Below are 14,564 nucleotides of genomic sequence, written 5' to 3' on the forward strand. Positions count from 1 at the left end.
TTCGTTACCTGCGATCACGGCGTTAGTATAAGGCGCTTATCACGATAAACCTCTCATTTCACGAAGGAACCGAGAGCGGTATTTAGAGTTTTGGAGAAACTGATGAACAATTTTCTGAAGGTGTCCCTGTTGGCTGCGGCGGTTGCCGTCGGTCTGACTGCTTGCCAAAAAGATGAGAAACCTGCTGCGACCAACACCGCAGAGGTCAAGGCAGAAGCCAGCAAGCCGGCAGAGGCCCCCAAGGCTGAGGCCAAGAGCTTTGAAGAGCAATCCGGCTATGCGATCGGCCTCTCCATGGGTCGTTATATCGCCAATACCCTGGAGCGCCAGCAAGAGCTCGGCATCAAGCTGGACAACACCGTGATCCTGAAGGGTGTCACCGACGGTCTGGGCAAAGAAGCCAAGATGACCGACGAGGAGATCCAGAAGGTTCTGCAGGAATACGACGCCAAGATCAACGAGCTGACTAAGGCGAAGGCCGACAAGGATGCCGTGGAAAACCTGAAGAAGGGTGAAGAGTTCCTGGCTGCCAACGCCAAGAAAGAGGGCGTGAAGAGCACCGAGTCCGGCCTGCAATATCAGGTCGAGAAGATGGGTGACGGCGCCAAGCCGAAGGCCACCGACATCGTCAAGGTGCACTACACCGGTACCCTGACCGACGGCACCAAGTTTGACAGCTCCGTCGATCGCGGCGAGCCGGCTACCTTCCCGCTCAACCAGGTGATCCCGGGCTGGACCGAAGGGGTGCAATTGATGCCGGTCGGTTCCAAGTTCAAGTTCTTCCTGCCGTCCAAGCTGGCCTATGGCGAGCACGGTGCAGGTTCCATCCCGGCCAACGCCGTGCTGGTATTTGACGTAGAGCTGCTGGCCATCGAAAAACCGGCTGCCGATGGCGACAACGCCAAGAAATAAGCTCAAAGCACCATAAAAACGGCTCCCCAGGGAGCCGTTTTTGCTTGTGTATTGTCGCAATCCCCCGGATAAAGCGATGAGGCCGTCTTGAGTGTGTGGCGGCTAGCCCCCAGAATAGACAACAAAATCAAGCGCAAGGATGGATCTCGTGGCTGAAAGCAAACCCCGTGTCCTGTTGGTGGAAGATACCCGCAGTCTGGCGGTCGTCTATGAGCAGTATCTGGCCCAGGATGGCTACGAGGTGCAGCTGGCAGATTGTGGCCAGCAGGCTTTGGCACAATTGCTGGCAAGCCCGCCCCCCGTGGTGCTGCTCGACCTGGAGTTGCCCGACATGTCCGGCATGGACATCTTGCAGCAGATCACGGAGCGGCAACTGCCCTGCTCCGTGGTGGTGATCACCGCTCACGGCTCGGTGGATGTGGCGGTGGAGGCGATGCGGTTCGGGGCCTTCGATTTTCTCACCAAGCCGTTCGATGGCAAGCGCCTGTGCGCCACGGCGCGCAATGCCCTGAAGCACCAGCAGCTCAGCTCGCTGGTGGCCCAGTATCGGGAAAACTTCGAGCGCAGCTCCTTTGCCGGTTTCATTGGCGCCTCCATGGCGATGCAGGCGGTCTATCGCATCATCGAGAGCGCGGCGCCGAGCAAGGCCACCGTCTTCATCACTGGCGAGAGCGGCACCGGCAAGGAGGTGTGCGCAGAGGCCATCCACCAGTGCAGCCCGCGTCGGGATCAGCCCTTCATCGCCCTCAACTGCGCCGCCATCCCCCATGACCTGATGGAGAGCGAGATCTTCGGCCATGTGAAGGGGTCGTTTACCGGTGCCCAGGGGGATCGCAAGGGGGCGGCCAGTCTGGCGGACGGCGGCACCCTCTTCCTCGACGAGATCTGCGAGATGGATCTCGACCTGCAGAGCAAGCTGCTGCGTTTCATCCAGACCGGCACCCTGCAGCGGGTCGGCAGCGGCAAGCTGGAGACGGTGGATGTGCGCTTTGTCTGCGCCACCAACCGGGATCCCCTGGTGGAGGTCAAGGCCGGACGGTTTCGTGAAGACCTTTACTACCGGCTGCACGTGATCCCGCTGGCGCTGCCCCCCCTGAGGGAGCGGGGAGAGGACATCCTGCTGCTGGCCCGGGAGTTGCTGCTGCGTTATGCCGGTGAGGAGAACAAGCGGTTCAGGGACTTTGATGCGGACGCAGTGCAGGTGCTGCTCGACTACCCCTGGCCCGGCAACGTGCGCGAGCTGCAAAACGTGGTGCGCAACATAGTGGTGCTCAACGATGGCGAGCTGGTGAGCCCGGATATCCTGCCACCTCCCCTCAACGGGGGGCGTACCCTGGCCCCGGAGCCTGCGGTCGGGATCGCGGATCCCCAGTCAGAATCCGTCGTCGTTCGCAGGCAGGTCCGTCCGCTCTGGCAGGTGGAGAAGGAGGCCATCGAACAGGCCATCGCCAGTTGTGACGGCAACATCCCCAAGGCGGCGGCCCTGCTGGAAATAAGCCCCTCCACGATTTATCGCAAGAAGCAGAGCTGGGAAGAGGCGAGTCCGGCCTGAGCCGTCACCTCTGCTCCAGGGCAGACATGCTGATGTGCGGGGCGGCCAATTGGTCGCCCCGCACCCTTATCAGAGTTTGGCGAGCTGCTTGAGCCTGGCCAGTCGTTCTGCCTCGTTGGCGGTGAACCAGCCATCCTGTGACAGCAGAAACCAGGCGCGGGCAAAGTATTCGGGCGCCGCGGGATCATTGAGCACGAGCGCATTCTCCCCCAGCTCCTCGAACACATAGCCATCCTCGGGGGTGCCAGCGGCGGTCATGTCGTCGCGCAACTGCGCCAGTTCGGCCATGGCCTGTTCATGGCGATCCTGGGCCCGGCTCAGGCGCGCCAGACTCCAGCGGGCGATAAAGGCTTTGCCCTGGTTGTTGTGCTGCTCGTGCCAGGCCAGGCACTTTTGCTGACAGGCGATGGCCTCGTCGAGGCGACCCAGCTCGAACAGGGTCCAGCCCTGATTGTTGTAGAGGGTGGCGAGCCAGCCTCGTGCCCGCTTGTCGTGACTGCGCTCGGCCAGGGTCATCGCCAGCTGGTGCCAGTGGCTCTGCTCCTCCAGGGGGGCGGCGATGGCCACCATGTGGGCCGCATCGATGGCCAGATAGTGCTCTTCGTGCTGCTCTCCCAGTTGCCAGGCCTGTTCAAACAGGGCTCTGGCGCTGGCCTTGTCACCGGCGGAGTTGAAGGTGCGGCCACGCTCCAGCAAGGCGCGCAGGCGGGCCCGTGGAGTCGCCTCGGTGAGGCGGGGTTCTATCTCGTCGAGCAGCTGGTGCGCCTGCGCAAACTGGCGTTGCAGCGAATGGGTGCGGGCTATCTGGGTGAGGAGCTCCAGCTCCCATTGCAGGTTGGCGGCACGCGCCTCGGGCAGCAGTGCTTGAAAACGCTGGGCGCTGGCAACGGGATCCTGATAATCCCACAGTGCCATGAAATCGGGCGGATTGTTCATCTGGCCTCCATGCCGGTTATCCGCCCACCAAGATGCCTGAAGGCCATTCTTTGTACAAGAAGGGGGGCTGGCGCCATCGTGACGCCAGCGCTTGCCGATCAGTAGACCATGGCAAGGCTCATCAGCATCAGACCCAGGGCAGCAAAGGCTCCCTCCTTGATAGCCAGGCGCGGTACCAGTGCCTTGGGCAGGGCAGGGAACAGGCTCAGGGCAAAGCCGAACCCCGGCATCAGCCAGTGGAAAGCAGGGCTTCGCAGGGCGGGATCCGCAGCGCCATTGATGACGATGAGCAGGATAAAGAGGGTGAAGGCGGGCAGGATAAACCAGCGGGCATGGCCGGCGGCGACCGCCCGCAGTGGCGAGATGCGATAGAGCACCAGGGTCACGAGGAAGAGGGCGAGGGGAGCCAGCAGATAGAGCGGGGCCGGGTTCATGATGAGTGTCTCCTGACAAGGGGGGCAGAGTGTAGGCAGTCCGGGTGGAGAATGACCAGCCCCCCGCGCCCGGGCTGTGAAGCGGATCGCAGGGCAAAGGTTTGCCTGGGCAGGATCAGCGGAACCAGAACCAGAGCACGGCAAATACCAGCCAGCTCAGCATCAGCAGGATCCAGGGCAGCGGGTGCTGGCGGGTGAGCTCGATGACCTCGGCTTCGCTCTCCTCTTCCCGTGTCTCTTGGGAAGAGTGCCTGGCTTTGGCTTGCAGTTTCTTCTGGCGGCTGGCCTCGCGGGCCTTCGCCTTCATCTGTTTCTTGTATTCGTCTATGCCCTTCTGGATCCCCTGGGCGATGAGCTGGGTTTGCTCCTTGGTCTGCCCCGGCTTCTGGTTGGCACGGGCGATCTTCATCGCCTCCTGCTGGGTTTCGGGGGAAATTTTGTCGTACTTGGCCATTCCAGGCACTCCTTGGCATTGATTGGCGGGCAGTATGCCATAACCGTTACCGGCGGGCTGCCATCATGGGGGAAATTGCTCTGTGAGTGGGGGGCCTCTGTTCCAAATAGGGGAAACAGGTTGCGTGGATGATCACATTTGGCGGAATTTGTGAGTCGCCGATGAAAAACCGTCACATGTTGTTTGTTATATTACCGCCCGATCCTGGATAGGGTCGTCCAATAACAAAATAACAAGGTGATATGGAAATGAATTATAAATTTGTCAAAGGAAGTATCGCACTGGCAGTGCTTGCCGCATTGAGCGGCTGCAATACCTCAAGCAACGACAGCGTCGCCCCCTGCACCGAAAATGTCTGCAAGCTGACCATTTTGCATACCAATGATACCCACGGTCGTTTCTGGCACAACGACAAGGGCGAATATGGCATGGCGGCCCAGAAGACCCTGGTCGAGCGGCTGCGTTCCGAGGCGAAAGCGGCGGGCAGCGAAGTGCTGGTGCTCTCCGGCGGTGACGTCAACACCGGGGTGCCAGAGTCGGATCTGCAGGATGCAGAGCCGGACTTCATGGCCATGAACAGCATCCGTTACGATGCCATGGCGGTGGGCAACCACGAGTTCGACAACCCCCTGACCATCCTCGAGAAACAGCGTCAGTGGGCCCAGTTCCCGATGATCTCCGCCAACATCTATGACAAGACGAGCGGCAAGCGCTACTTCGATCCCTACAAGGTGTTCAAGCTGGAAAGCGGCCTCAAGGTCGCCGTGCTGGGTCTGACCACAGAGGACACCGCCCAGCTGGTGGATCCCAACAACGTCCAGACCCTGGAGTTCCGCGATCCGACCACGGAAGCCGCCAATCTCGGCAAGCAGATCCGCGACAACAAAGAGGCGAACCTGGTTCTTGCCATCACCCACATGGGCCATTACGAGAATGGTCAGCACGGCAGCAACGCACCGGGTGACGTGGAAATGGCCCGTGCGCTGCCGGCAGGCACCCTGGACGCCATCATCGGTGGTCACTCCCAGAACCCGGTCTGCATGGAGCCGGGCACCCCGGACAAGTACGCCGACTTCAAGCCGGGCGACGATTGCCAGCCGGATCAGCAGAACGGCACCTGGATCATGCAGGCTCACGAGTGGGGCAAGTATGTGGGTCGTGCCCAGTTTGACTATCAGAATGGCAAGCTGACCCTGACCCAGTACGATCTGATCCCGGTCAACCTGAAGAACGCGGACGGTGATTTCATCCAAGAAGAGATCGTCAAGGATCCCGAGCTCTACAACACCCTGCTCACTTATCAGGAGAAGGGACAGCAGGAGCTGGGTGTGGTTATCGGTGCCACCGATGGCGTACTGGACGGTGAGCGCGCCAACGTCCGCAACAAGCAGACCAACCTGGGTCGTCTCATCACCACCGCGACCGCCGAGAAGCTGAGCACCGACTTTGGCATCGTCAACTCCGGCGGGGTACGTGCCTCCATCGCGGCAGGGGACATCAGCTACCGTGACGTGCTGACCGTGCATCCGTTCGGCAACACCGTCAACAAGGCGACCATGAGCGGCAACGAGCTGCTGACCTACCTGGGTCAGGTCGCGACCAAGACCGCCAATACCGGTGGCTATGCCCAGTTCGGCGGTATCAAGATGACGGTGGATTGCCAAGCCAAGAGTGTGGACATCGCCACCATCGGCGGCAAGGCCTTCGATCCGGCAGCAACCTACAGCTTCTCCATCCCGAGCTTCAGCGCGGCCGGTGGTGACGGTTATCCGAAGATCGACACCATCAATGCCGGTCTGGTGGATGCCGGTGTGCTGAAGGATTATATCGCGGCGAAGAAGACCATCCAGGTCGCCGATTATCAGCCGGCCGGCGAGGTCAGCTATATCAACTCCACCTCGGTAGAGGGTTGCAAATAATCTCTGCACCCCGAGCCAATAAAAAAGAGAGGCAGCCATGGCTGCCTCTCTTTTTATTTTCAATGTCATCAGCATTGTCTCTCGGGAAATATATCCGGCCACGGGGAGCTGCCTCGAAATAGGGCATGACACGATCCGATGGCAATAAAAAGGCGACCCTGAGGTCGCCTTTATCATGCTTGCCGGAGGAGCGTGCTTAGAGCTGCTCGATGCCGACGATATGCCAGGGGGCATTGTCCTTGGCGAGATCACGCTCGAGGTGCCACACCTCCTTGATATCCTCCTCGACCTGCTCCTGACGGTCCATGTAGCGGCCGCTGAAGCGCACGCTCACCTGGGCCCAGTCGCTGCCGTAGTCGGCACGGACCAGCTGGGTGTCCACGTACATCACCTCGGTGTGCTGCTCACCGGAGAGCTCGGCGCGTTCGGCCTTGAGGTGCTCGAACAGCTCGGGGCTCACGTACTCGCGGATCTTCTCCAGGTCGTTCTTGTTCCAGGCCTCTTGCAGGGTGCGGTAGTGATCGCGGGCGCCGGCCAGGAAGCCGTTCATGTCAAAGCCCGGGGGCAGACGGAAGGGCACGTCGCTGTCGGCAAAACCGGTGGCCTGCGGGGCGCTGTGGCTTTGCTCGAACTGCTGGGGGGCCGCGCTCTGGGGCGGTTGATAGCCCGCATAGGCCGTCTGTGGCTGGGCCGCTGCTGCCTTGTTCCTGCGCAGGGCTCGGAACAGGAAGACACCGCCCAGTGCCAGCAGGGCGATCAGCAGGAAGTCCATCCCTTGCAGACCTTCGAAGGCGCCGCTGCCCAGCAGGTAGGCGAACAGGCCGCCGGCCAGCAGACCACCCAGCAGGCCGCCCATCATGCCGCCTTTCTTGGGTGCCTGGGCGCCCACGGTCGGGTTCTTGGTGTCGACCGGCTTGGCTGCAGGTTGGGCTGGAGCCGTCTTGTAGCTCTTGCCAAAGGATTTGCCGCCACCAAGTTTCTTGGCCTCGGCGATGGGTGCCCCAAGGCCAATGGCCAGGATCAGGGCAAACAGGGTCAGCATCTTTTTCATTTTGACTCTTTCACTCTCATGTAGGTGGGGGCATGCTCTGCTTGTGCAAGCTCAGCGAGGCGCATGGCAGGCTGCCAGTCCCTTTTTGTGTTGCAGCTTGCGGGTATGATTATCACGGATGGCATGAATTATTCATGAACAGATTGAGTCGTCCGACAGGGGAGGCGCCCATGAGACACAGACGGCCGAGTCGCTCGGTGCGCAGGCTGCGCAACAAACAAAGAGCTAGAACGAAAGATCAGACCCTGGTCTGGCCCTTTCTCGTACTGTGAGGCATGTCTGCGGCGCACAAGTGGATGACGCTGACGAGGCCTGGGTCCCGTCTTGTCGCCGGATGCGATGACGGGACGTATTAGCGCTCGCGATGGCGGGGTTTCTTTTGTAAAATTCCCGTCCCCTTCCCGCTGCGGTTTTTATGTGTATGGCAGAGCAAGTGACGGCGAAAAAAGACGCCAAGACACAACAGCTGAAAGTACCTCCCCACTCTTTTGAGGCCGAACAGTCCGTACTGGGCGGCCTGATGCTGGACAACGAGGCCTGGGATCGGGTCGCCGAACGGGTGATCGACAAGGATTTCTACAGCCGCCCGCACCGCCTGATCTTCCAGGCCATGACCCGCCTCTCCAATGCGGGCACCCCCATCGACCTTATCACTCTGCAGGAGGAGCTCGAGCGCTCCGAGCAACTGGAAGAGGCCGGTGGCTTCGCCTATCTGGTGGAGATCGCCAAGAACACCCCGAGTGCCGCCAACATCAGTGCCTACGCCGAGATCGTGCGTGAGCGGGCGGTGGTGCGGGAGATGATCTCGGTCGCCAACGAGATAGTCGAAGCAGGCTACGAGCCCCAGGGACGTACCTCCAACGATCTGCTGGACTTGGCCGAGAGCAAGGTGTTCCAGATCGCCGAGCAGCGCACCAGCGCCAACGAGGGCCCCCAGCCCCTGAAGCTCATCCTCGAGCAGACCGTCGACAAGATTGAAGAGCTGTTCAAGACCCCCCACAACGGGGTGACCGGCGTGTCGTCCGGCTACAACGATCTGGACAAGATGACCGCCGGCCTGCAGCGTTCGGATCTGGTCATCGTCGCCGCCCGTCCCTCCATGGGCAAGACCACCTTTGCCATGAACCTGTGCGAGCACGCGGCCCTCACCGCCGACAAGCCGGTGCTGATCTTCTCCCTCGAGATGCCCTCCGAGCAGATCATCATGCGTATGCTGGCCTCGGTGGGGCGCATCGACCAGACCAAGGTGCGGACCGGCCAGCTCGACGACGAGGATTGGGCGCGGCTCTCCTCCACCATGGGGCTGCTGCTGGAGAAGGGGAAGATGTACATCGACGACTCCTCCGGCCTCACCCCGACCGAAGTGCGCTCCCGTGCCCGCAGGGTGGCGCGGGACAACGGCGGCATCAGCATGATCATGGTGGACTACCTGCAACTGATGCGGGTGCCGGCGCTGTCTGACAACCGAACTCTGGAAATCGGTGAAATCTCCCGCTCCCTCAAGGCGCTGGCGAAAGAGCTGCAGTGCCCCGTGGTGGCGCTCTCCCAGCTGAACCGAAGCCTGGAACAGCGTGCCGACAAGCGCCCGGTCAACTCGGATCTGCGGGAATCCGGCTCCATCGAGCAGGATGCGGACTTGATCATGTTCATCTACCGCGACGAGGTCTATCACGACGACAGCCCCGACAAGGGGATCGCCGAGATCATCATCGGCAAGCAGCGTAACGGCCCCATAGGACGAGTGCGGCTCACCTTCCAGGGTCAGTTCTCGCGCTTTGACAACTACGCGGGCCCGGCGTTTGATGATGACTACTAAGTAAGCCGGGAGCCTGCTCCCGGCATCCATAAACAGTTTTCCCGGTTCGACAATTCTGCCGGTCCGGCCTTAGACGATGAGATTTGAGGGCTGACACCACCCGGTGCCTGATTATCATGCCCTCGTAAGGGAAAACAGATGAAAGCGGCTATCGCCCAGATCAATACAGCGGCCCTGCGCCACAACCTCGCTGTGGTCAAACGCCACGCCCCCCAATGCAAGATCATTGCCGTGGTCAAGGCCAACGCCTATGGCCACGGCCTGCTGCCGGTCGCCCGCACCCTGGTGGATGCGGACGCCTACGCGGTGGCCCGCATCGAAGAGGCGCTGATGCTGCGCTCCTGCGCCGTGGTCAAGCCCATCGTGCTGCTGGAGGGCTTCTTCAGCGCCGCCGACCTGCCGGTGCTGGCGGCCAACAACCTGCAGACCGCGGTGCACACCTGGGAGCAGCTCGAAGCGCTGGAGCAGGCGGAGCTGCCTGCCCCCGTGGTGGCCTGGCTCAAGCTCGACACCGGCATGCACCGCCTCGGGGTACGGGCCGAGGAGATGCCCGCCTTTATCGAGCGCCTCGGCAAGTGCAAGAACGTGGTGCAGCCGTTCAACGTCATGACCCACTTCAGCCGCTCCGATGAGCTGGAGCAACCCACCACCCGCGAGCAGATCGACTTGTTCAGCCAGCTGACTGCGCCGCTGTCGGGCGAGCGCGCCATGGCCAACTCGGCAGGCATCCTGGCGTGGCCGGATTCCCACTGCGACTGGGTGCGCCCCGGCGTCATCCTCTACGGCGTGTCGCCGTTCCCCAATACGGTGGCGGCGGATTATGACCTGCAGCCGGTGATGACCCTCAAGACCCAGCTCATCGCGGTGCGCGATCACAAGGCGGGCGAGCCGGTAGGCTATGGCGCCAACTGGGTGTCGGATCGCGATACCCGGCTCGGGGTGATTGCCATCGGCTATGGCGACGGTTATCCGCGCATGGCCCCCAACGGCACGCCAGTGCTGGTCAATGGCCGCATCGTGCCCCTGGTGGGGCGCGTCTCCATGGACATGACCACGGTGGATCTCGGTCCCGGCGCCACCGACAAGTCCGGTGACGAGGCGGTGCTCTGGGGGGAAGGGCTGCCGGTAGAGCGGGTTGCCGACCAGATCGGCACCATTCCCTATGAGCTCATCACCAAGCTCACCTCCCGCGTCTTTATGGAGTATGTGTAGGCGAGTCGCCCCTCATCCCCAACCCTTCTCCCGCGAGGGGAGAGGGGAGAACAAAAAGGCCGCCCCGACAAGGGCGGCCTTTTTCATGGGCGTGTCCCAGAGACGAAAGAACAAGCCCCGCATTGGCGGGGCTTGAGTCTCCGTCACTATGCGGCGCTTAGCCTATGGTCATCAGGCTGGCGTTGCCACCGGCGGCGGCGGTGTTGACCGAGAGGGCGTGCTCGATGAGCAGGCGCTCCAGCGGGATGTCGGTCTCGCCGCGATGCAGGCCGTGCACACCGATGATGGCGCCGTTACGGGCTGCCTGGCGCGCGGCGGCGAGCTTGCTCACCTCCCGCAACTGATCCGAGTCGCCGTGGTGCAGCAGGGCATCGAAGTCCGTCTCCCCCGTGGCCCAGTCCGCCACCAGCGCGATGGGATCCCGCGCCTCGGTCGGCAGGGAAGAGAGCAGGGAGCGTGTCTGGGCATCGTCCGGCAGCAACACCTGGCTGCCGACCGCCAGACAGGCGGCCAGCTGGGCCAGCAGGTCGGCCTTCTCCTGGGCAAGACAGAGCACCCGTTCCCGGGGCAGCAGGCTGTAGCTGTTGCGCTCGCCGGTGGGGCCGGTCAGCAGCTGGGTACGGCCGCTCTGGGAGAGCGCAGCGTAGTGATCGCACAGGGCGGCGAGGGCCGGATCCTGCTTGCTCGCCCAATCGCGCAGGGCCACGAGGGGGGCTTTCGCCTCGGCATGCAGGGCGCCGGACTCCTGGTGCAGCTGGTTGGCCACCGCCTCCTGGGGACGGGCGCCGAGCAGGCGATACATGTAGAGCGGGCCACCGGCCTTGGGACCGGTGCCGGAAAGCCCTTCCCCACCGAAGGGTTGCACCCCGACCACGGCGCCCACGATGTTGCGGTTGACGTAGAGGTTGCCCACCTTGGCCACGTTCACCACCTGGGCGATGGTCTCGTCGATGCGGGTATGAACACCCAGGGTCAGGCCGTAGCCGCTGCCGTTGATCTGCTCGAGCAACTCCCCGAGCCGGGTGCGCGGGTAGCGGACCAGGTGCAGCACAGGGCCGAACACTTCGCGTCCCAGTTCGTCCAGGCTGTCGAGCTCGATCAGGGTCGGCAGCACGAAGGTGCCACGGCTGCAGGCATCCCCCTGGGTGCGGGCGATCTGGTGCACCTTGCGCCCCTTGTCGCCCATGGCCTTGATGTGGCGCTCGATGTTGGCCTTGGCCTCGGCGTCGATGACGGGACCGATGTCGGTGGAGAGGTGCTCGGGGCTGCCGACCTTGTACTCGGCCATGGCGCCCTTGAGCATCCGGATCACCCGATCCGCCACGTCATCCTGCACGCATAGCACTCGCAGGGCGGAGCAGCGCTGACCGGCGCTGTCGAACGCCGAGGAGATGACATCCATCACCACCTGTTCGGTCAAGGCGGAAGAGTCGACGATCATGGCGTTCTGGCCGCCGGTCTCGGCGATGAGGGGAATGGTGCGACCCTGGGCGTCGAGGCGACCGGCCAGGTTGCGGGAGATGATGCCCGCCACCTCGGTGGAGCCGGTGAACATGACGCCGCGCACCCGTTCGTCCGCGATGAGCGCCGCACCCACGGTCTCACCACGGCCCGGCAGCAGTTGCACCGCACCGGCGGGAACCCCCGCGTCCAGCAGGATGCGCACCGCCTGGGCGGCGATGAGGGGGGTCTGCTCGGCAGGCTTGGCCAGCACCGTATTGCCGGCGGCCAGGGCCGCGCACACCTGGCCGCTGAAGATGGCCAGCGGGAAGTTCCAGGGGCTGATGCAGACCACGGGGCCGAGCGGCCTGTGGGTGTCGTTGGCGAAGTGGTTGCGCGCCTGGGCGGCGTAGTAGCGCAGGAAGTCCACCGCTTCGCGCACCTCGGCGATGGCGTTGGCAAAGGTCTTGCCGGATTCGCGTACCAGCAGGCCCATCAGGGGTTGCAGTTCGGATTCCATCAGATCGGCTGCCCTGTCCAGCACGGCGGCCCGCTCGGCTGGCGGGGTGGACTGCCAGATCTGGCCGCTCGTGAGGGAGCAGGCGAGCGCCTTGTCCACCAGCGCTACCGTGGCTTCGCTCACCTGACCGACGACATCGCGGTGATCCGCCGGGTTGAGCACGGGCTGGAACTGGGTCGGCGCCTCGGTGTCGCAACCCAGCATGGGCACGGCTTGATAGGCGGTGTTGGTGCTGGCGAGCAGGGCGGCGGAGAGTGACCCCAGGCGGTGCTCGTTCGCGAGATCCAGACCTGCGGAGTTCGGGCGCGCCTCGCCGTAGAGATCCCGGGGCAGGGGGATGCGCGGATGGGGCAGACCCAGGGTCCCTTCACGGGCGGCCATCTGCTCGATCTGCTGCACCGGATCCTGCACCAGATCCGAGAGGGAGATGTTGTTGTCCGCGATGCGGTTGACGAAGGAGGTGTTGGCCCCGTTCTCCAGCAGGCGGCGCACCAGGTAGGCGAGCAGGGTCTCGTGGCTGCCTACCGGTGCATAGATGCGGCAGGGGCGACCCAGCTTGCCGTCGGCCACCTTGCCGACCACCTGTTCGTACAGGGGTTCACCCATGCCGTGCAGGCACTGGAACTCGTACTGACCCGGGTAGTAGTTCTGACCGGCGAGCTGATAGATGGCAGACAGGGAGTGGGCGTTGTGGGTGGCGAACTGGGGATAGATGGCCTCGGGCACCGCCAGCAGCTTGCGGGCGCAGGCGAGGTAGGAGACATCCGTGTAGGGCTTGCGGGTGTAGACTGGGTAGCCTTCCAGCCCTTCCTGCTGGGCACGCTTGATCTCGCTGTCCCAGTAGGCGCCCTTCACCAGACGGATCATCAGGCGGTGACGGCTGCGCTTGGCGAGATCGATGACGTAGTCGATCACATAGGGGCAGCGCTTCTGGTAGGCCTGGATGACGAAGCCGATGCCGTTCCAGTCGGCGAGGGACGGATCGAAGCAGAGCTTTTCCAGCAGATCGAGGGAGATCTCCAGGCGATCGGCCTCCTCGGCGTCGATGTTGATGCCGATGTCATACTGCCTGGCGAGCTGGGTCAGGCCCAGCAAGGTGGGGTAGAGCTCCTCCATGACGCGATCGTACTGGGCGCGGCTGTAGCGCGGATGCAGGGCGGAGAGTTTGATGGAGATACCCGGCCCCTCGTAGATGCCGCGACCGTGGGAGGCCTTGCCGATAGCGTGGATGGCCTGCTCGTAGGAGGCCAGATAGCGTTTCGCATCCTCCTCGGTCAGGGCCGCTTCCCCCAGCATGTCGTAGGAGTAGCGGAACCCTTTGCTCTCCATGCCGCCTGCGTTCGCCAGCGCCTCGGCGATGGTCTCGCCGGTGACGAACTGCTCACCCATCAGGCGCATCGCCATGTCGACGCCCTTGCGGATGAGCGGCTCACCCCCCTTGCCGATGAGTCCCTTGAGGGAGTTGTTCATGCCCGCTTCGTTGTGGGTGGCCACCAGCTTGCCGGTGATGAGCAGACCCCAGGAGGCCGCGTTGACGAACAATGAGGTGCTCTGGCCCAGGTGCTGGCTCCAGTTGCCGCCGCTTATCTTGTCGCGGATGAGGGCATCCCGGGTCGCCTTGTCGGGGATGCGCAGCAGCGCCTCCGCCAGGCACATCAGGGCCACCCCTTCCTGGGAGGAGAGGGAGAACTCCTGAAGCAGCCCCTGCACCAGGCCCTGACGGCCGCTGGCGCTCTTCTGGTTGCGCAGCTTCTCGGCGATGCCCATGGCCAGCTTCTGGGTCGCGTCAGCCTTCTCCTTGGGCAGACGGGCCTGCTCCAGCAGCATGGGGACGGCTTCGGTCTCGGGGCGGCGATAAGCCCCCGTGATGGCGGCCCGCAGCACGGACTGGGGCAGAATGCTCTCGGCAAACTCGAGGAAGACCTGGATGCCCTGCTCGGTCAGGGTCTCGACGGCCTCTTCCCCGGCGGCGGCAGCCAGCCCGGAGTGCTCGGGCGGGGTCAGACCGCGATCCAGTTGCTCCAGATAGGTGAAGATGGCTTGCTTGATCAGCCAGTGGGGAGTGCGATCCAGGGTCTGCGCAGCCTGTTTGAGGCGGTCGCGGGTCGCTTCATCGAGTTTGACGCCGAGGGTGGTAGTGGCCATGGGACTTCCTGTGTCTAGAAGGTAACAATATTACCGGACGGTTAAATTTCGCCGATGATGGTGCAACCAGGTGCAACCTTCAAGCAAGAAATTTTAATGTATTGGTTACATTGTTGAATTCTTCCATGAATCCGGTCTCCATCAGGCTCCTTTCAAGCCCGCCGCTTGTCCGC

10 protein-coding genes are annotated in these 14,564 nt (G+C 63.0%); 5 read left to right on the forward strand and 5 right to left on the reverse strand.

The features are described from left to right. Window positions 1-102: 102 nt before the first annotated feature. Both fkpA and J9893_RS04920 read left to right on the forward strand, forming a co-directional pair. A complete protein-coding gene (gene fkpA / locus J9893_RS04915; RefSeq protein WP_029313875.1) occupies window positions 103-912 on the forward strand; it encodes an FKBP-type peptidyl-prolyl cis-trans isomerase in 810 nt (269 codons plus the stop codon). A 148-nt stretch (window positions 913-1,060) separates the two neighbouring features. After that, window positions 1,061-2,464: a sigma-54 dependent transcriptional regulator gene (locus tag J9893_RS04920; protein WP_042881314.1), complete on the forward strand. Its 1,404-nt coding sequence runs from the start codon at window positions 1,061-1,063 to the stop codon at window positions 2,462-2,464. Between the two features lie 69 nt (window positions 2,465-2,533). Here J9893_RS04920 and J9893_RS04925 read toward each other — a convergent pair whose 3' ends face one another. The 3 genes from J9893_RS04925 to J9893_RS04935 form a co-directional block, all read right to left on the reverse strand. Next, window positions 2,534-3,400 (reverse strand): tetratricopeptide repeat protein, encoded by an 867-nt coding sequence (locus J9893_RS04925; protein WP_202015653.1) that lies wholly within the window; start codon window positions 3,398-3,400, stop codon window positions 2,534-2,536. A gap of 98 nt (window positions 3,401-3,498) precedes the next feature. Beyond that, complete coding sequence (locus tag J9893_RS04930) at window positions 3,499-3,834, reverse strand: hypothetical protein (RefSeq protein WP_010673254.1); 336 nt, start codon at window positions 3,832-3,834, stop codon at window positions 3,499-3,501. 115 nt (window positions 3,835-3,949) lie between these two features. Beyond that, complete coding sequence (locus J9893_RS04935; protein ID WP_104451749.1) at window positions 3,950-4,288, reverse strand: DUF2956 domain-containing protein; 339 nt, start codon at window positions 4,286-4,288, stop codon at window positions 3,950-3,952. A 248-nt stretch (window positions 4,289-4,536) separates the two neighbouring features. Between J9893_RS04935 and ushA the strand changes: the two genes are divergently transcribed. Further along, entirely contained in the window at window positions 4,537-6,207 is a 1,671-nt protein-coding gene (gene ushA, locus J9893_RS04940; protein ID WP_210600414.1) for a bifunctional UDP-sugar hydrolase/5'-nucleotidase UshA, read from the forward strand. A 196-nt stretch (window positions 6,208-6,403) separates the two neighbouring features. Here the strand turns inward: ushA and J9893_RS04945 are convergent, their stop codons facing one another. Beyond that, window positions 6,404-7,258: a Tim44-like domain-containing protein gene (locus J9893_RS04945; protein WP_010673257.1), complete on the reverse strand. Its 855-nt coding sequence runs from the start codon at window positions 7,256-7,258 to the stop codon at window positions 6,404-6,406. Window positions 7,259-7,679: 421 nt separating this feature from the next. Between J9893_RS04945 and dnaB the strand changes: the two genes are divergently transcribed. Both dnaB and alr read left to right on the forward strand, forming a co-directional pair. Beyond that, window positions 7,680-9,074, forward strand: a complete 1,395-nt coding sequence (gene dnaB, locus J9893_RS04950; RefSeq protein WP_210600416.1) for a replicative DNA helicase — start codon at window positions 7,680-7,682, stop codon at window positions 9,072-9,074. Between the two features lie 138 nt (window positions 9,075-9,212). After that, the gene (alr, locus tag J9893_RS04955; RefSeq protein ID WP_210600418.1) at window positions 9,213-10,286 is read left to right on the forward strand and encodes an alanine racemase; all 1,074 of its coding nucleotides are present in this window, start codon (window positions 9,213-9,215) and stop codon (window positions 10,284-10,286) included. Between the two features lie 157 nt (window positions 10,287-10,443). On the opposite strand, the gene putA is transcribed toward alr, so the two are convergent. After that, a complete protein-coding gene (gene putA, locus J9893_RS04960; RefSeq protein ID WP_210600420.1) occupies window positions 10,444-14,391 on the reverse strand; it encodes a trifunctional transcriptional regulator/proline dehydrogenase/L-glutamate gamma-semialdehyde dehydrogenase in 3,948 nt (1,315 codons plus the stop codon). Window positions 14,392-14,564: the final 173 nt, after the last annotated feature.

It is taken from the genome of Aeromonas sp. MaB10011B (assembly GCF_017939325.1).
Taxonomy (GTDB): Bacteria; Pseudomonadota; Gammaproteobacteria; order Enterobacterales; family Aeromonadaceae; genus Aeromonas; species Aeromonas caviae.

Coding starts and splice junctions, on each gene's coding strand:
- dnaB (WP_210600416.1), top strand. CDS start 7,680: ATGGCAGAGCAAGTGACGGCGAAAAAAGACGCCAAGACACAACAGCTG.
- ushA (WP_210600414.1), top strand. CDS start 4,537: ATGAATTATAAATTTGTCAAAGGAAGTATCGCACTGGCAGTGCTTGCC.
- J9893_RS04945 (WP_010673257.1), bottom strand. CDS start 7,258: ATGAAAAAGATGCTGACCCTGTTTGCCCTGATCCTGGCCATTGGCCTT.
- fkpA (WP_029313875.1), top strand. CDS start 103: ATGAACAATTTTCTGAAGGTGTCCCTGTTGGCTGCGGCGGTTGCCGTC.
- alr (WP_210600418.1), top strand. CDS start 9,213: ATGAAAGCGGCTATCGCCCAGATCAATACAGCGGCCCTGCGCCACAAC.
- J9893_RS04930 (WP_010673254.1), bottom strand. CDS start 3,834: ATGAACCCGGCCCCGCTCTATCTGCTGGCTCCCCTCGCCCTCTTCCTC.
- J9893_RS04935 (WP_104451749.1), bottom strand. CDS start 4,288: ATGGCCAAGTACGACAAAATTTCCCCCGAAACCCAGCAGGAGGCGATG.
- J9893_RS04925 (WP_202015653.1), bottom strand. CDS start 3,400: ATGAACAATCCGCCCGATTTCATGGCACTGTGGGATTATCAGGATCCC.
- putA (WP_210600420.1), bottom strand. CDS start 14,391: ATGGCCACTACCACCCTCGGCGTCAAACTCGATGAAGCGACCCGCGAC.